We start from the raw sequence: 17,330 nt of genomic DNA on the forward strand, positions 1-17,330 counted from the left end.
ATTTAATGATGAAGAGTTCTGAGCTGGAGAAGAAAAAAGTATTGGTCCTTGGGACTGCGAAAAGCGGAATTGCGGCAGCGACCTATCTTGTGAAGGCAGGCGCTGTCGTGACGGTGAACGATGGTGGGACACCTTCGGAAAATGACGTCCAAACGCTTGAATCCTTGAAGGTCGAAACCCTCTTCGGAAGTCATCCGTTATCCTTGTTGGATGGAACAGACTTAATCGTAAAAAACCCGGGGATCCCTTATCAGATTCCATTGTTACAGAAAGCACTGGAGCTTGGCATCCCGGTTTGGACGGAAGTGGAATTGGCTTATCGTTCAACAAAAGCGGACTGGGTGGCGATTACAGGATCAAACGGCAAGACAACGACGACGACGCTCGTTCATGAACTATTAAAACGGGGATCAAAACGTGTTCATCTGGCGGGGAATATCGGTTTCCCGGCAGTTGAGGTTGCCCAGCAGGCAGAAGCAGGCGATGTCATCGTCATTGAGTTGTCCAGTTTTCAATTGATGGGCATCGAATCCTTCTGTCCAGTCAGTGCGGCGTTCCTGAACCTGTCGCCGGCTCATCTTGATTACCATGGGGATGTTACATCTTATGCGGCAGCCAAAGCACGAATCTTTTCAAACATGGATGAAGCCGGACGACTGGTCGTCAATGCGGATGACGAGGAAGTCATGCGCCTAAGCGAAACAGCAGCAGCCGAACGGTTGACGTTCTCACGTCGCCAAGATGCGTATGCACACATCGAAAACGATATGATTTTTGTCGGTCAGACAGAAATTCTCCCGGTCCGTGAGCTGGCGCTCGGCGGTGGTCATAACCTCGAAAACGTCCTGGCTGCCTTGACATTGATTGAACCGTTCGGGATTTCCCTGACAGCGATTCAAGACGTCTTGCGTACGTTTGGCGGAGTAGCACACCGGACAGAATACATCGGTGAGTTTGCCGGACGAAAGGTCTACAATGATTCAAAAGCCACGAACAATGTTGCGACGGAAGCAGCACTGTCCGGTTTTCAATCGTCTATCATTTGGATTTGCGGTGGACTCGAACGCGGTGCAGATTTAACACCGTTGAAAAGTGCGATGACCCATGTCAAACATGTCATCGGACTCGGGGAGACCGGTCAACGCTTCGCCGATTTAGCGACCGAGCAACAGATTGCTTCGACGGTGACACGTGAGATGGAAGAAGCCGTTGCCACGGCATTTGATGTCTCGAAACCCGGGGATATCATTTTGCTGTCTCCGGCATCGGCCAGTTGGGACCAATACAAAACGTACGAAGAACGCGGCGAACATTTCATCCGTTCTGTCCAAAAAGTAGGAGGAATGATGAAATGAGAATCGTAGTTTCAGGTGGAGGCACCGGTGGACATATCTATCCGGCGTTGGCGATGATTCGAGAAATTGAACGTCGGACGCCATGCGAAGTGTTGTACATCGGAACAGAGAATGGACTCGAAGCAGATATCGTCCGTCGAGCGGGTATTCCTTTTGAATCGATTGAAATTTCGGGGATCCGCCGTTCCTTATCGTTTGAAAACGTCAAGACCGGTTTCCGCTTTTTAAAAAGTGTTGTCCGCGTCCGGAAGCTTTTGCGCGACTTCCAACCGGATATCGTGGTCGGAACGGGTGGTTTCGTCTGCGGTCCGGTTTTATACACAGCAGCGAAGATGGGATATAAAACACTCGTCCATGAACAAAACAGTTTACCGGGAATCACGAATAAGTTCCTGGCGCGTTATGTTGACCGAGTGGCCTTGTCCTTTAAGGGATCTGGTCATCATTTCGGCAAAAATGAAGGGAAGACGATTTTAATCGGGAATCCCCGTGCTTCGGAAGTTGCGATGCTGCAGATTGATCCAGTCGAAGAAAAACAAAAATACGGTTTTGAACAAGATCGTCCTCTGATTGTCGTTTACGGCGGCAGCCGGGGGGCACCAGCCATCAATAAAGCAGTCGTCGACATGATTCCCAAGCTGACAGAAACTGACTGGTCGTTATTGTTCGTCACGGGACAGGTGCACTACGAAGACATTCAGGCTCAGCTCGGCACATTACCCGACCGGATTCAATTGCGTCCGTTCATTTATGATCTGCCGTTAATTTTAAAAGCGAGTCAACTGGTCATCTCGCGTTCCGGTGCAAGTACGTTAGCTGAATTGACGACGCTCGGTTTGCCGAGTATCTTGATTCCAAGCCCGTACGTGACGGAAAATCATCAAGAAGTGAATGCTTCGTCACTCGTCGAGACAGGAGCCAGTCTGTTGATTCGGGAATCCGAGTTGACGGGAGACCGATTGTTCGACGCTTGTACGAAAGCAATTGCCGATCAAGCGGACATGTCAAAAGCGTCACTTGCGCTTGGTATGCCAAATGCGGCAAGTGATCTGGTCGATGAATTATTACGGTTGATTCAGCAAAAAAACTAAAGCATTGCAGGAATAGACCGATAAGGTACTGAAATTAAACATAATGGAGGGAGAGGCTTACGTGAAGGAACAACAACCGGCCAGACAGCCGAAGATGGATGCGACTGTCCGCAGCTTAGAAGATAAAATTCCATATGTCCGTGAGCAGCGTCGGAAAAAGGCGAACCGGCGTTTAATCTATGTCCTCATCCTGATCGGTCTATTGATTGGTGTCGTCTTCTATCTTCAATCGAGTTTCTCGCGTGTCGCGACATTTGATGTCACTGGCACCGTGAACGTCAAGAAGGAAGACATCATTCAAGCATCACGTATTAAGGTGAAGGAGACACATGCTTTCAATGTGTCGGAAGAAGCCGTGTTGGAACGGATTGAAGATGTTCCGGGTATTCGCGAAGCGACGATGAAAAAAACGTTTTTACACCATTATGAAGTGGATGTCGTCGAAGAAAAAGAAATCGCGTATGCCAAAGACAAACCGGGCGCCCGGATCGTCTTAGCGGACGGAACGATTATTCCCGGAAAGTCGAAGGAAGAATTGTTTGATGCACCGATTCTAACCGGATTTACGGATCAGTCCTTGGAACGTCTGACAAAGGAACTCGTTAAAATCGAGCCGAAAGTCCGGAGCCGGATTTCGGAAATCGTAGCCAATGACCAGACCGACAAAGGCGGATTAAAGTTATTCATGACGGACGGAAATACCGTCTTATTGAGTACATCGGCTTTTTCTAACTCGTTGAATGAATATGTCAAAGTGATTTCTGCATTGCCAAAAGGTAAAACAGGAACGATTACCATTGATGGTGGTATCTATTTCAAACCATATAAAGGTAAAAAATAGTAAATAACACCCTGTATTAGACGGGTTTGACAAACGTTTGTTTTCATTAGTAGGAAAGCGGACACATCGTCATCAAATCGTAATCTATTAGATGGGTAAGTTAGACAATAACTTCTTTTCGTGAGGTTTTTTATAGTGTAGACTTAAACGAGAAGAAGATTGTCTCGATTCCTGTAAATATAAACAGGAACGACAGGATTAGTATTATGAAAGTGGAGGTGTCACTCCCATGGAAACGAAAGGTACGATTGCCGCACTAGATATTGGGACATCGGAAGTGAAACTCATCGTCGGTGAACTTCTAGGTGGAACACTGAATGTCTTAGCGGAAGGGTCTGCACCATCTGCAGGCGTCAAGCGAGGTGTCATCGTCGACATCGATCAAACAGTAAATGCCATTAAACAAGCGGTTGCAGAAGTGGAGCGCACACTCGGTGAACCGATTGGTGAAGTATATGTAGCAATTTCCGGTGAGCACATCCAAGTCAAGGATTGCCAAGGGATGACATCAATCAAAGGGGAAGATAACGAAATCACGGATGATGATGTGAAGGATGTCCTTCATTCTGCCATGGTGATGCGGATTCCAAACGAATTGAGCGTTGTCGATGTTTTACCTAAAACGTTTACTGTCGATCAGCAGACGGAGATCACAGATCCACGTGGCATGATCGGTTATCGTCTAGAAGTGACAGGGAAGCTGATTATCGGAGCGAAGACGATTCTACATAGCATCAAACGTTCCATCGAACGAGCTGGGTTGGAACTTGCGGGGTATGTGCTGGAAAGTTTGGCCGTCTCACGAATTGCAGCTTCGATTGATGAATTGGAACTCGGTGTCGGAATCGTTGATATCGGACATGAAACGACCACTCTTTCAATTTACGAAAAAAATGATTTAGTGTACTCAACGACACTTTCGTATGGCGGAGATCATCTGACACGCGATTTGACGTATAAAATGAATTGTAAATACCAAGATGCAAAACTCGCCAAAGAAGAATATGGTGTCGCACTGGAAGCACTCGGAGACCCGGAAGAGAAAGTTTCCTACGTGACGATTAACGGAGAACACCGTTTCGAACCACAGACGGAGATCGGTTTTGTACTGGAAGCCCGTCTGGAAGAGATTTTTGAAATGATCCAGAAACGAATGACACAAGCCGGATATGCACAAATGAACAGCGGCATCATTCTTTGTGGCGGCAGTTCTTCCTTACCAGGAATTGACCAACTCGGTAAGCGGATCTTTAAACAAAGCGTGAACGTGTATCAACCAGCCAGCTTAGGGATTCGTCATCCGAAGTATGCTGTCGCTGCCGGAATGTTACGCTACGTGCTGTCACGCAGTGCCGTTTCGAAGTCAGGGTTTGACCGGGCGGACGAAAAGGGAATAGCCGCACAAGGACGTGAGCAAGAAGAGTTACTTGCACACCCTTCCCAACCTTCAGTACGCGAAGAGCGACCACAGAAGGAACAGCCTCCAAAAGAGCGGAAGTCATTCAGCAGTTTCTTTGAGAAATTTTTCGGCTAAATAAAAAATTATCAGTAAAAAAATAGGGGGCCCCTTTTATGTTGCATTTTGATGAAATGATGGACCAAGTAGCTAAAATCAAAGTCATCGGAGTAGGTGGCGGTGGTTCAAACGCTGTCAACCGAATGATTGAACATGGTGTCCAAGGCGTAGAATTCATCGCTGTCAATACGGATGCACAAGCTCTAAACATGTCACAGGCGGATGTAAAACTTCAACTGGGAGCAAAACTGACACGTGGTCTTGGTGCCGGAGCAAATCCGGAAATCGGTAAGAAAGCTGCCGAAGAAAGCCGCGAACAGTTGACAGAAATTCTATCTGGTGCCGATATGGTTTTCGTAACAGCAGGAATGGGTGGCGGTACCGGAACAGGTGCAGCACCGGTCATCGCTGAAATTTCTAAAGAAATCGGTGCGTTGACAGTAGGTGTCGTCACAAAACCTTTCATGTTCGAAGGCCGCAAACGGATGCAACATGCTGTTTCAGGCGTGCAGAACTTTAAAGAAAAAGTCGATACACTCATCGTCATTCCGAATGATAAATTGCTTGAAATCGTCGATCGTAACACGCCGATGCTTGAAGCCTTTAAAGAAGCCGATAACGTGCTTCGTCAAGGTGTTCAAGGGATTACGGACTTAATCGCCGTTCCGGGTCTCATTAACTTGGACTTCGCGGATGTTAAAACGATCATGACGGAAAAAGGTTCAGCATTGATGGGTGTCGGTGTTGCAACGGGTGAACACCGTGCGACAGAAGCCGCGAAAAAAGCGATTTCGAGTCCATTGCTTGAAACATCGATCGAAGGTGCAAAAGGCGTCTTGATGAATATCACCGGTAGTGCGAACTTGAGCCTTTACGAAGTAACGGAAGCTGCTCAAATCGTTCAAAGCGCTGCGGACGAAGAAGTCAACTTAATCTTCGGATCAGTCATCAATGACAACTTGGAAGACGAAATCATTGTTACGGTCATCGCAACGGAATTCGAAAACGAGCCACTCGATTTTGAAATCCCGTCAGCACAAGAAATGATGAAAAACCTGCTCAAGAAAAAGCAGGCATCGACACCATCACCGGTAGCTGAAGAACCTAAACCGCAAGTCGAAGAGACACCTATTAGCTCGAACCAAGAATCAGCAAAAGGGTCAGATGTCGAAGAGACGATGGATATTCCTTCTTTCCTTCGCCGGAATAATCGTTAATTCGATATTCCCGGGACACGACTGCTAGATCAAGAGGTGTCGCGTAAGCGACACCTCTTTTTTTAAAAAAGGATGGGATGAGATGTTTGGTCAATGGATAAAATGGGATACCCCGACAGGAACGGTCCGTGCAGCGTTTACGACAAAGTTTTCAGCACCTCACGGTCAAGGCAACTTAGGACTGCATGTAAAAGATGATCCGGAAGGTGTCATTAAAAATCGTGAAGTCATCGTGCGGCAACTGGATTTAGCCCTGGAAAACTCAGTATGGGCTGAACAGGTGCACGGCAATCATGTCGAGCAAGTAACGACCCTCGAGTCCGGTCGTGGATCCTCAGATTACGAAACGGCAATCAAGGGTACAGATGGACTGGTGACAACGGATTCAAACGTCTTATTGATGATGCTGTTTGCAGACTGTGTGCCGCTCCTTTTCTGTGATCCGCGGACAGGTATCATTGCAAACGTTCACGCCGGCTGGCGCGGAACGGTTGCCAACATCGTCGAAGCCACATTGACAAAGATGGAACAAGCCGGTGCCGAACGTTCTTCGATTCAGATGGTGATCGGACCCTCGATCCGGGAATGTTGTTATGAAGTCGATGGTCCTGTTCTTGAGGCGGTTGACCAACTGAACTTGGAAGAGTCTCCTTATACTAAAAAAGAAGACGGAAAAGCTATGTTATCACTTCAAAAAACCAATGCCATGTTAGCCGAACGCAGTGGTGTCGGTGATGTGCTGGATACAGGAATCTGTACGAACTGCCAGGCGGAAGACTACTTCTCCTATCGTCATGGGGATCATGGTGGACGGTTTGCCAGTTTGATTGTAAAGGAGTCTCTCGATGTCAATTTCTGAAAATGTACAACAAGTCCGACAAAACATGAAACAGGCGTATGAAAAGACCGATCAAAAAAAGCAGGTACAATTGATTGGCGTGACGAAATCAGTTTCAAGTGAAGTGGCGGCGGAGTTGCTGGCGGCAGGTATAACGGCACTGGGTGAGAATCGTCCGGAAGGATTGACCGACAAACAAACGGTCTTAGGACGTGCGGCCTGTGAGTGGCATTTTATCGGAACACTGCAGACCCGTAAAGTCCGGCAAGTCATTGATCGGATTGACGTGTTACATTCCTTGGACCGCTTGCATCTTGCGGAAGAAATCAATAAACGTGCCAAGCAGCCAGTCGATTGTTTTGTGCAAGTCAACGTTTCTGGTGAAGAATCCAAGCAGGGGATTGATCCGGAAGATGTCCACTCATTTTTGCATGAGGTAGGACAATATCCGATGGTCCGTGTAATCGGACTGATGACGATGGCTCCGTTGACAGAAGACGAACAAGTACTCCGTTCGGTTTTTCGTTCACTTCGTGTCTTGCGAGACGAAGTGGCAACCCGTCAACTCCCGCATGCACCGTGCACGGAATTGTCGATGGGGATGTCATCGGACTATCAGATTGCCATTGAAGAAGGCGCGACATATGTCCGAATCGGTACGACGTTAGTCCAGTCATAAATTGCCTAGATATACGAAAGGAGAATTGATATGGGATTCAAAACAAAAATGCAAAATCTATTTCTCGGTAATACAGACGATTTAGATGAACTCGAATATGAAAATGATGCTACAATAAATAAAGGTAGAGGTGCATCACAGCAAGAATATGACGAGTATTATGAGGATTCTACCCCTACTGTTACTCAAAAGGAGGACCCTGTGAGACAATCGAACATCGTACCCATTCATACAAAAAAGGCGAAATCACAAGTCATTCTCAGTGAGCCGCGTGTGTTTAACGAAGCACAGGAAATCGGCGAACATCTTCGTCAAAATCGTGCTGTCATCGTGAACATGCAACGGATGTCTAAAGATCAATCACGCCAAATGATTAATTTCCTGTCAGGTGTCGTGTTTGCTCTTGATGGAACGATTACGACTATAAGTCAAAATACACTCCTCTGTGTACCGAACAACGTCGAGCTGGCCGGAAGTATCTCAAATCTGCTCGGTGAAGATGATATCAACCATAAGGGGTGGTAAGCATGGATTCGCAAGTCATGTACGCAATCGGTCGTACACTCAGCACGTTACTTCAATATTACAGCTACGTCATGATTGCCTATATTTTATTATCGTGGTTCCCAAATGCACGTGAATCACGATTCGGTCAAGTTCTGGCCATGTTAGTCGAACCTTTCCTCGCACCGTTCCGACGGATTATCCCGCCCATCGGAGGTATGCTTGACATTTCACCTATCGTTGCCTTTTTAGTGCTTAATTTGGCACAGGCAGGCATTCGAGCGATCTTCTTCTAATGAGCGTTTATGATCATTATCGCGGACATGAGCGGGAGTTCGTCGATCTCGTCCTAAACTGGATCGACCATGTCGAAGCGACCTACACATTTAAAGTGACAGACTTTCTGGATCCGCGTGAACAACAGATTACCCGAGAACTTGTCGGAACAAAATGTGCCCTCTTTTTTGAGGGCGGTTTTGAAGGTGCGGAACGACAGCGTGCCCTCATTGCCCCTGATTATTACGAGCTTGATGCCAACGATTTTGATATCGCCATTTATCGTATCCATTATCCCACAAAATTCGTCGAGCTCTCGCATCGCCAGGTGACAGGGACATTACTAAACGTCGGATTAAAACGAGGGAAATTCGGTGACGTCGTCATCCAAGATCAACTCGTCCAGTTCGCCGTCGCGAAAGAAGTGGCTTCTTATATTGAAGCGAACGTCGATCGTGCGGGGAAAACCAAGATCCGGTTGTCACTCGTGGATTCAGAAGAACAGTTGAAAATCAAGGATCAAGAATGGCAGGAAGAACTGGGATTTGTCAGTTCGCTCCGTTTTGATACGGTCGTCAGTGAAATCCTTGGATTTTCAAGACAAAAAGCGCAAAGCCTGATTAAGCAGGGTGAAAGTAAAGTCAATTATAAAATCGTTGAAGATCCGAGCTTTTTGTTAGAGGAAGGCGATTTACTGTCACTTCGCGGAACGGGACGTGTCAAGTTAATTGCCGTACTCGGTTCAACGAAACGGGACCGGATCAAACTGCAATACGGTCTGCTAAAAGGATAACCAACAAGCTGAGGGAGGATTTCATCATGCCATTGACGCCACTTGATATTCACAATAAGGAATTTACACGTAAGTTTCGCGGCTATGACGAAGATGAGGTCAATGAATTTCTTGATCAAGTCATCAAAGATTTTGAATTGTTGCTCCGGGAAAACCGTCAACAGCAAGAAGTCATTCAAAACATGCAGTCTCGTGTCGATTACTTCAGCTCGATGGAGGAAACGCTAAACAAATCCATCATCGTGGCACAAGAAGCGGCAGAAGAAGTCAAAGCGAATGCGACGAAAGAAGCGAGCCTCATCGTCAAACAAGCAGAACGGGAAGCCGAACAACTGCAGGATGCAGCACAGCGCCGAGCGCAGCGGACTGATTTTGAAGTCGAACAGATGCGTAAAAAAATCGAATTGTACCGTAATCGATTCAAAGTATTGATCGACGCACAGATGGAATTGTTGACGAGCCACGACTGGGATGCATTTGATAGTTCGACCCGGGGTGTGCTTGACGAGATTCCGGCAGTTGCGTATAATGACGACGATGTCGTATAAGTTAAATCATTGAGAAGGACACGTCTTTTATCTAAATACTGTCAGCGAATCGGGGACCGGTGTGAGCCCGATCAGTCAAGGATAAAAGGTATCCCCTTTGAGTGTGGAACTGAACCTGTTCAGTAAGTTCCACCGTTTCGCCTCCGTTATCAGGCTCTTAAGTGGTAATCCGTTTTTCAGGGTTGCTAGTAGGGTGGTACCGCGAGTTCAAGCCAACTCGTCCCTATCAGGGGATGTGTTTGGCTTTTTTTGTACGCAAAATTCAGATAAGTGAGGGAATGCCAGATGGAATACAAAGATACGTTATTGATGATGAAAACGGAATTTCTAATGCGGGGAAACCTGCCGAAACGTGAGCCGGATATGCAGGCACGTTGGAACGAGATGAATCTGTATGAAGCCGTCCAGGAGAAAAATGCCGGCAAGCCGACATTCATTCTTCATGATGGTCCTCCTTACGCTAACGGAGACATCCACATGGGACACGGATTAAACAAAGTCTTAAAAGACATCGTCGTCCGTTACAAGTCGATGAACGGGTTCCGTTCTCCGTATGTACCGGGTTGGGATACGCACGGACTTCCGATCGAAACAGCGCTTCAAAAAGCGGGTGTCGACCGGAAGTCGATGTCGGTCGCAGAATTCCGTGAGCTGTGTGCTAAATATGCATTAGAGCAAGTCGATCACCAACGGGAACAATTCAAGCGTCTTGGTGTTCTCGGTGACTACGACAATCCATACATCACGTTACAACCGGAATTCGAAGCGGCACAAATCCGTCTGTTCGGTGATATGGCGAATAAAGGATACATCTATAAAGGGAAAAAGCCGGTCTACTGGTCGCCGTCTTCGGAGTCTGCTCTCGCAGAAGCAGAAATCGAATATCAGGATAAACGTTCGGCTGCAATCTATGTGGCGTTCCAAGTCATGGACGGAAAAAACATCCTGGAGCCGACGGATCATTTCGTCATCTGGACGACAACACCTTGGACGATTCCGGCGAACCTCGGGATCTCTGTCAGCGGTGAGTTGACGTATGCTCGGATTGAGCACGAAGGAAAAGGCTATATCGTCGCCGAAACACTCGTACCGGAAGTCATCGAAGCCCTCGGCTGGGAAGGTGCGACGATCGGTCGTGTCTTCGACGGAGCCGACTTTGAATACATCAAAGCGAAACATCCGCTCTATGACCGCGAATCACTTGTCATGCTCGGCGATCATGTTACGGCAGAAGCGACGGGTGTCGTTCATACTGCGCCTGGACACGGGGAAGATGACTTCCGAATCGGTCAAGCGTACGGTCTTGATGTCCTTTGTCCGGTCGACGACAAAGGGGTCATGACGGCAGAAGCACCTGGTTTTGAAGGATTATTCTATGAAGATGCCAACAAAGAAATCGGTGTGGCACTAGAAGAAGCCGGTGCATTGTTAAAACTGTCGTTCATCAAACACTCGTATCCGCACGACTGGCGGACGAAAAAACCGGTTATCTTCCGGGCGACACCACAGTGGTTTGCTTCGATCAAAGATTTCCGGGCGGAGATCCTCGATGAAATCAAAGAAGTTCAGTGGGTACCGGAGTGGGGCGAAACACGTCTTCACAACATGTTCAAAGACCGCGGAGACTGGGTCATTTCCCGTCAACGCGCGTGGGGTGTCCCATTGCCGATCTTCTATGCTGAAGACGGTACGGGAATCGTCACACCGGAAACAATCGACCACATCGCCAATCTGTTTGCCGCTCACGGATCAAATGTCTGGTATGAGCGCGAAGCCGTTGATCTGTTACCGGAAGGCTTTACGCATCCGGCAAGCCCGAACGGCATCTTCAAAAAAGAGACGGATATCATGGACGTCTGGTTCGATTCCGGCTCATCCCATGCCGGTGTCCTCGCGACACGTCCGGAACTCGAGCGTCCGGCTGACTTGTACCTGGAAGGGTCTGACCAATATCGCGGATGGTTCAACTCGTCTCTTTCGACATCCGTCGCAACGACAGGGAAAGCACCTTATAAAGCGGTCGTCAGTCACGGATTCGTCCTTGACGGTCAAGGGCGGAAGATGTCGAAATCAATCGGAAACACGATTGCACCAATCCAAATCATGCAACAGTTCGGAGCGGAAATTCTTCGTCTTTGGGTGGCTTCCGTCGATTATCAATCAGATGTCCGTGCTTCAATGGACAACTTCAAACAAGTATCGGAATCTTACCGGAAAATCCGGAATACGGTTCGCTTCCTGCTCGGAAACCTCGACCAGTTCGATCACACGACGCACCGTGTGGCATTTAAAGACTTGCCGGAATCGGATCGCTTCATGCGGACGAAACTCGATCAACTTGTCGGTAAAGTAAAGGCAGCGTACGATGCGTACGACTTCATGGCGGTCTATCAACTGTTGCATAACTTCTGTGTCCTGGACTTGTCTTCGTTCTATCTCGATTACACGAAAGATATCTTGTACATCGAAAAAGAAGATGCACCGGCGCGTCGTGCCGTTCAAACAGTCATGTATGATACCGTCGTCACATTGTTACAACTGATGGCACCGGTCTTACCGCATACAGCCGACGAAGCGTGGGAATTCGTTCCCGGCGTCGAGACGGCGAGTATTTTCTTGACGGATCTTCCGGAAGCACCGGAAATGACGGAAGAAGGTCTTGCATTGATCGCGAAATGGAACAGTTTCCTCGTCTTCCGCGATGATGTCCTAAAAGCACTCGAAGAAGCACGTGCCGAGAAACTTGTCGGGAAAACGCTCGAAGCGAAACTCCTGCTTGCACCGAATGACGAAACGAAAGCGTTGCTTGCGACAATCGATCACCTCGAACAACTATTGCAAGTTTCGCAAATCGAGTTTGTCGCTTCGGCCGAGAAATCGTACGGAACGACAGGCATCACTGTTCTGAAAGCAGATGGCGAAAAATGTGAACGTTGCTGGACATATTCGACTGAACTTGGACAAGATCCAGCTCATCCGACACTTTGCCCACGTTGTACTGAAGTCGTCAATTCTTTATAATGAATCAGGGAGGGGCAGCTACGGCGACTTCGTAGCGGTCCCTCATTATTTTTGGATGTGGAGGAAAAAAGAATGTGGCTTTACTTAGCGATTGCTGCTGTACTCGTCGGAGTGGATCAATTGACGAAATGGATCGTCGTCCAACAGATGACGATTGGTCAAGCGATTGAGATCATTCCCAATTTCTTTTATTTAAATTCATACCGGAATCGTGGTGCCGCCTGGGGAATGCTTGAAGGGAAATTCGGTTTTTTCTTCGTCATTACGCTGGTCGTCGTCATCGGGCTGATTTATTTTCTTTACAAAGAAGGCACAAAAAACAAAGTATTTGCTTGGAGTGTCGCCTTGTTACTCGGCGGTGCGGTCGGAAATTTCATCGACCGGATGGCCCGTGGAGAAGTCGTCGACTTTTTTCATTTTTATCCGTTCGGGTATAATTTCCCGATTTTTAATGTCGCAGACGTCAGTTTGACGTTTGGTGTTATTTTGATGCTGATCAGCGTCATGTTTGAAGAGCGTTTGACTAAGAAGGGAACGATTGATTAAATGAATGAACAAAATGAATGGGCTGTTAAAGCCAATGGTGCTACCGGTCGAATTGATAAATGGTTAGCTGAACAACAAGACTGGTCCCGGTCACAAGTCCAGGACTGGTTAAAAGCGGGTCACGTCGAAGTAGACGGACGGATCGTGAAACCGAACTACAAGATGTCTGGAACAGAAGAAATCCTTGTTCGCATCCCAGAAGCGGTCGAGCTTGAAGTCCTACCGGAAGATATCCCGCTGGATGTCGTCTATGAAGACAGCGACGTCATCGTCATTAATAAACCAAAAGGGATGGTCGTGCATCCGGCAGCCGGTCACGTATCGGGAACACTCGTCAATGCCTTGCTCCATCATTGCCAGGATTTGTCCGGCATCAACGGCGTCAAACGTCCGGGGATTGTCCACCGGATCGATAAAGACACATCAGGTCTCTTGATGGTCGCTAAAAATGATTTGGCTCATGAATCGTTGGCGCAACAATTGAAAGACAAAACGACAGAGCGTCTTTATATCGCACTGGTCCACGGCGAGATTCCACATGAACTCGGGACGATTGAAGCACCGGTCGGCCGTGACAAAAATGACCGTCAGCGGATGACGGTAACAGATAAAAACTCGAAAGCAGCTGTGACACATTTCCGTGTTCTCGAACGGTATGAAGGCTTTACGGTCGTCGAATGTAAACTCGAAACAGGACGGACGCACCAAATCCGTGTCCACATGCGTTACATCGGTTTCCCGCTTGCCGGAGATCCGAAATACGGCCCACGTAAAACGATGAAAATGAACGGTCAAGCGCTTCACGCTGCGGTTCTTGGATTCAAGCATCCGCGGACCGGCGAGATGTTGCATTTCGAAGCACCGTTGCCGGAAGAGATGACGTTTGAGATCAGCCAGTTGAAAAAACTTGAATTAGAGTCTTGACGTTTTTCTAATAAAACGGTAGAGTATCACCTAGAGAGCGATGCGAGACATCTGCCTCAAACAATCGGTCGTCCGCGTTGACGATCCTACCCATAGCACACCTTTAAACGAGTCCGGAGAGGCTACGAAAGGGAGACACTTCATTTGTGTAGATACGTGCAGTTTCGGCTGCCCAACACTTATTGTCTTCAACAACCTCCTGCGACTTAGCGCAGGAGGTTTTTTTGCAGAAAGGAGCACCTCATGAAACCATCCGTCATTTTAGATGAAGCGGCAATCAGTCGTGCGTTGACACGCATCGCCCATGAAATCATCGAACGCAACAAAGGAATCGACCAACTGATGATTGTCGGCATCAAAACACGCGGGGAGACACTCGCCCGTCGTTTGGCCCGCCGGATTGAAGAAATCGAAGGAAAGCCGGTCTTGCTGGGTGTCGTCGACATCTCGATGTACCGGGATGACTTATCGAAAAAAAGTCTCGAGCCGGAAATCAAAGGAACGGATATGCCGGAGACGGTGACCGGAAAAATCATCGTCCTCGTCGATGACGTCCTGTACACCGGACGAACCGTCCGCGCCGCAATGGATGCGCTCGTTGACCATGGTCGCCCGAGTATGATCCAGCTCGCAGTCCTAGTTGACCGGGGACACCGGGAACTGCCGATCCGCCCGGATTTCATCGGGAAAAATGTCCCGACCTCACGTGAAGAACAAGTTGTCGTCGCTTTATCCGAAGTCGATGACGCTGATCAAGTATTCATCAAACGTTAAACACAAATACCTTTAACGTGGTCCAGAGAGACCAGAAAGGGAGTTATCCTCATGCAAACACACAAACCAGTTCTCGATGTACAAGAACGACCAAAACATCCTCTTCAGTGGCTGATGCTCAGCCTCCAACATGTCTTCGCGATGTTTGGCGCGACGGTCCTAGTTCCGTTATTAACGGGATTAAACACATCCGTCGCCCTCGTCGCAAGCGGAGTCGGCACGTTGATTTTCCTCGCCGTCACCCGCTTTAAAGTTCCGACGTACTTAGGTTCAAGTTTCGCTTATATCGTCCCGATCATTGCCGTCAGTGAACGCTGGGGTGTCGAAGACGCACTTGTCGGCGGAATGGTTGCCGGACTTGTCTACGGAATCGTTTCCCTCGTCATCACGTATACAGGTGTCGGCTGGTTAATGAAACTGTTGCCGCCGGTCGTCATCGGCCCCGTCATCATGGTCATCGGATTATCGCTTGCTCCAACAGCCGTCAACATGGCAATGAACGGAGCGGACGGGAAGTACAACGGTACCTTCCTGCTCGTCGCCTTGACGACACTCGCTGTCACCTTGCTTGCGATGACGTACTTTAAAGGAATATGGAGTACCGTCCCGATTCTGTTCGGTATCCTGACCGGATATCTGGTCGCCGTCGCTGCCGGGATTGTCGACTTCACGTCACTGAAACAAGCGAGCTTCTTCCAGGTGCCGAACTTTACGGTGCCATTCCTCGACTACTCGCCGACACTAAACTGGGCGGCACTTGCGCTCATCGTTCCGGTCACACTGGTCACATTGACAGAGCATATCGGAGAACAAAAAGTGACATCACGGATTATCGGGCGCGAGACGCTTCTTGATCCGGGGATGCACCGGACGGTTCTCGGGGATGGCCTGGCGAAGACGATTGCCTCGATCCTCGGCGGTCCGCCGGTCACGACGTATGGTGAAAACAACGGCGTCATGGCCATCACCCGCGTCTACAGTGTCTTTGTCCTCGGAGGCGCAGCAGTTCTTGCCATCAGTTTTGGTTTCCTCGGCTATGTGGAAGGGTTCATCAAGACGATACCGACACCTGTCATGGGCGGCATCAGTATCCTGTTATTCGGGGTCATCGCCTCGAACGGTCTGCGGACACTGGTCGAAAGTAAGGTCGATCTTGCCGATAAACGAAACCTGACGATCACAGCGGTCATTCTGGTCATCGGGATTGGTGGAGCTGCCCTCAAAATCGGCAACTTCTCGCTTGAAGGTATGGCACTGGCCACGATCTTAGGAGTCCTTCTGAATTTGATCTTGCCGAAAACAAAGGTCGAAACGGCAGAACACGAACAAGAAATACCACAATCGAAACGAGCAGCTAACGACTTTTAAGACGTTCCAGAGAGAACGATAAAGTGGAGGCCCTTCAGAAACAGGTGGCGACATCTGTCTTCTTCAGCGCACCTTCACATCAGAAGGTGCGCTTTTTTGCGGCCCAAAGGAGAGAATAACATGCAGACACGACAACGGATTGCCCATTTTACGAGTCTTGACGCATTAGCGACAGAAGACATCGAACAGTTGATTGAGCGGGCACTGCAGCTGAAACAAGGCGCACCTGTCCGACCGCTTCCGACGAAAACCGTCGCCAACTTATTTTTCGAACATTCGACACGGACTAAATGTTCGTTTGACATGGCGGAACATCATCTCGGACTGCATGTACTGCCGTTCGAAACGGCAACTTCATCCGTCCAAAAAGGGGAAACGTTGCTGGATACGTGCAAAACGTTACAAGCAATCGGCGTGGATGCCCTCATCATCCGACACGGAGAGACCGGTTATTATGAACCATTACAACAACAGTTGTCGATTCCAATCATCAATGCCGGAGACGGCAGCGGGCAACATCCATCGCAATCACTGCTCGATTTGATGACGATGTATGCGGAATACGGTCATGTCAGCGGAAAAACGATCGTCATCTGCGGTGATCTCCGGCACAGTCGGGTTGCCCGTTCAAACGCACACGTCTTGCAACGCTTAGGAGCGACCGTCATCGGTTCCGGACCGAGGGAATGGTTTGACGAGACGATGGGTATCACCTACCGGGAGATGGACGAGGCGGTGGCGACGAGTGACATCATCATGCTGCTCCGAGTCCAGCACGAGCGGCATACGGATGGCCGTCCGTTTGCAGCGAAAGAGTACCACGAACGGTACGGATTGACGGAACAACGGATGAAGCGCATTCGACCGGAAGCAATTGTGTTACATCCGGCACCGGTCAACCGTGGTGTTGAGATTGCCGACGAATTGGTGGAGCATCCACAATCACGTATCTTTGATCAGATGACGAACGGTGTGTTTGCCCGAATGGCGATTTTGGAACGGGCATTTGAGACAGCAACGATAAAGGAGACGATCTAAA

General features: G+C 48.6%; 17 protein-coding genes and 1 other annotated feature. All 17 genes read left to right on the forward strand.

The window, feature by feature from the left end:
• Positions 1-5 precede the first annotated feature (5 nt).
• Positions 6-1,355, forward strand: coding sequence for a UDP-N-acetylmuramoyl-L-alanine--D-glutamate ligase (gene murD, locus N7U64_RS01785; protein WP_318928157.1), 1,350 nt, complete (start codon positions 6-8; stop codon positions 1,353-1,355).
• On the forward strand, positions 1,352-2,446 hold the full coding sequence (gene murG / locus N7U64_RS01790) for an undecaprenyldiphospho-muramoylpentapeptide beta-N-acetylglucosaminyltransferase (RefSeq protein WP_214763684.1): 1,095 nt from the start codon (positions 1,352-1,354) through the stop codon (positions 2,444-2,446). Before murD ends, murG begins: the two co-directional genes overlap by 4 nt.
• Positions 2,447-2,507: 61 nt before the next feature.
• Positions 2,508-3,287: a cell division protein FtsQ/DivIB gene (locus N7U64_RS01795; protein WP_012370830.1), complete on the forward strand. Its 780-nt coding sequence runs from the start codon at positions 2,508-2,510 to the stop codon at positions 3,285-3,287.
• Between the two features lie 229 nt (positions 3,288-3,516).
• Positions 3,517-4,821 carry a cell division protein FtsA gene (gene ftsA, locus N7U64_RS01800; protein WP_214848821.1) on the forward strand — a complete coding sequence of 435 codons (1,305 nt, stop codon included), beginning with the start codon at positions 3,517-3,519 and terminating at the stop codon, positions 4,819-4,821.
• A gap of 38 nt (positions 4,822-4,859) precedes the next feature.
• A complete protein-coding gene (gene ftsZ, locus N7U64_RS01805; protein WP_012370828.1) occupies positions 4,860-6,020 on the forward strand; it encodes a cell division protein FtsZ in 1,161 nt (386 codons plus the stop codon).
• 82 nt (positions 6,021-6,102) lie between these two features.
• Positions 6,103-6,879 carry a peptidoglycan editing factor PgeF gene (gene pgeF, locus N7U64_RS01810; protein ID WP_318928162.1) on the forward strand — a complete coding sequence of 259 codons (777 nt, stop codon included), beginning with the start codon at positions 6,103-6,105 and terminating at the stop codon, positions 6,877-6,879.
• On the forward strand, positions 6,866-7,537 hold the full coding sequence (locus tag N7U64_RS01815) for a YggS family pyridoxal phosphate-dependent enzyme (RefSeq protein ID WP_318928164.1): 672 nt from the start codon (positions 6,866-6,868) through the stop codon (positions 7,535-7,537). Before pgeF ends, N7U64_RS01815 begins: the two co-directional genes overlap by 14 nt.
• 201 nt (positions 7,538-7,738) lie before the next feature.
• Complete coding sequence (locus N7U64_RS01820) at positions 7,739-8,062, forward strand: cell division protein SepF (protein WP_233550664.1); 324 nt, start codon at positions 7,739-7,741, stop codon at positions 8,060-8,062.
• A gap of 2 nt (positions 8,063-8,064) precedes the next feature.
• Positions 8,065-8,337, forward strand: coding sequence for a YggT family protein (locus N7U64_RS01825; protein WP_012370824.1), 273 nt, complete (start codon positions 8,065-8,067; stop codon positions 8,335-8,337).
• Positions 8,337-9,110 (forward strand): RNA-binding protein, encoded by a 774-nt coding sequence (locus tag N7U64_RS01830; RefSeq protein ID WP_012370823.1) that lies wholly within the window; start codon positions 8,337-8,339, stop codon positions 9,108-9,110. Before N7U64_RS01825 ends, N7U64_RS01830 begins: the two co-directional genes overlap by 1 nt.
• A gap of 26 nt (positions 9,111-9,136) precedes the next feature.
• Positions 9,137-9,658, forward strand: a complete 522-nt coding sequence (locus N7U64_RS01835) for a DivIVA domain-containing protein (protein WP_012370822.1) — start codon at positions 9,137-9,139, stop codon at positions 9,656-9,658.
• Positions 9,659-9,886, forward strand: a binding site (T-box leader).
• A 57-nt stretch (positions 9,887-9,943) separates the two neighbouring features.
• Positions 9,944-12,679: an isoleucine--tRNA ligase gene (gene ileS / locus N7U64_RS01840; RefSeq protein ID WP_318928169.1), complete on the forward strand. Its 2,736-nt coding sequence runs from the start codon at positions 9,944-9,946 to the stop codon at positions 12,677-12,679.
• Positions 12,680-12,751: 72 nt separating this feature from the next.
• Positions 12,752-13,225, forward strand: a complete 474-nt coding sequence (gene lspA / locus N7U64_RS01845; RefSeq protein WP_012370820.1) for a signal peptidase II — start codon at positions 12,752-12,754, stop codon at positions 13,223-13,225.
• Complete coding sequence (locus tag N7U64_RS01850) at positions 13,226-14,149, forward strand: RluA family pseudouridine synthase (RefSeq protein WP_012370819.1); 924 nt, start codon at positions 13,226-13,228, stop codon at positions 14,147-14,149. It abuts the gene before it with no gap.
• Between the two features lie 243 nt (positions 14,150-14,392).
• Positions 14,393-14,923 (forward strand): bifunctional pyr operon transcriptional regulator/uracil phosphoribosyltransferase PyrR, encoded by a 531-nt coding sequence (gene pyrR / locus N7U64_RS01855; protein ID WP_012370818.1) that lies wholly within the window; start codon positions 14,393-14,395, stop codon positions 14,921-14,923.
• Between the two features lie 51 nt (positions 14,924-14,974).
• Positions 14,975-16,291 carry a uracil-xanthine permease family protein gene (locus tag N7U64_RS01860; RefSeq protein WP_214763724.1) on the forward strand — a complete coding sequence of 439 codons (1,317 nt, stop codon included), beginning with the start codon at positions 14,975-14,977 and terminating at the stop codon, positions 16,289-16,291.
• 138 nt (positions 16,292-16,429) lie between these two features.
• Entirely contained in the window at positions 16,430-17,329 is a 900-nt protein-coding gene (locus N7U64_RS01865; RefSeq protein ID WP_318928803.1) for an aspartate carbamoyltransferase catalytic subunit, read from the forward strand.
• Position 17,330 lies beyond the last annotated feature (1 nt).

This window comes from Exiguobacterium sp. K1 (assembly GCF_033721435.1).
GTDB lineage: Bacteria > Bacillota > Bacilli > Exiguobacteriales > Exiguobacteriaceae > Exiguobacterium_A > Exiguobacterium_A artemiae.

Coding starts and splice junctions, on each gene's coding strand:
- ftsA (WP_214848821.1), top strand. CDS start 3,517: ATGGAAACGAAAGGTACGATTGCCGCACTAGATATTGGGACATCGGAA.
- N7U64_RS01850 (WP_012370819.1), top strand. CDS start 13,226: ATGAATGAACAAAATGAATGGGCTGTTAAAGCCAATGGTGCTACCGGT.
- pgeF (WP_318928162.1), top strand. CDS start 6,103: ATGTTTGGTCAATGGATAAAATGGGATACCCCGACAGGAACGGTCCGT.
- N7U64_RS01815 (WP_318928164.1), top strand. CDS start 6,866: ATGTCAATTTCTGAAAATGTACAACAAGTCCGACAAAACATGAAACAG.
- ileS (WP_318928169.1), top strand. CDS start 9,944: ATGGAATACAAAGATACGTTATTGATGATGAAAACGGAATTTCTAATG.
- N7U64_RS01825 (WP_012370824.1), top strand. CDS start 8,065: ATGGATTCGCAAGTCATGTACGCAATCGGTCGTACACTCAGCACGTTA.
- murD (WP_318928157.1), top strand. CDS start 6: ATGATGAAGAGTTCTGAGCTGGAGAAGAAAAAAGTATTGGTCCTTGGG.
- N7U64_RS01860 (WP_214763724.1), top strand. CDS start 14,975: ATGCAAACACACAAACCAGTTCTCGATGTACAAGAACGACCAAAACAT.
- lspA (WP_012370820.1), top strand. CDS start 12,752: ATGTGGCTTTACTTAGCGATTGCTGCTGTACTCGTCGGAGTGGATCAA.
- N7U64_RS01835 (WP_012370822.1), top strand. CDS start 9,137: ATGCCATTGACGCCACTTGATATTCACAATAAGGAATTTACACGTAAG.
- murG (WP_214763684.1), top strand. CDS start 1,352: ATGAGAATCGTAGTTTCAGGTGGAGGCACCGGTGGACATATCTATCCG.
- pyrR (WP_012370818.1), top strand. CDS start 14,393: ATGAAACCATCCGTCATTTTAGATGAAGCGGCAATCAGTCGTGCGTTG.
- ftsZ (WP_012370828.1), top strand. CDS start 4,860: ATGTTGCATTTTGATGAAATGATGGACCAAGTAGCTAAAATCAAAGTC.
- N7U64_RS01830 (WP_012370823.1), top strand. CDS start 8,337: ATGAGCGTTTATGATCATTATCGCGGACATGAGCGGGAGTTCGTCGAT.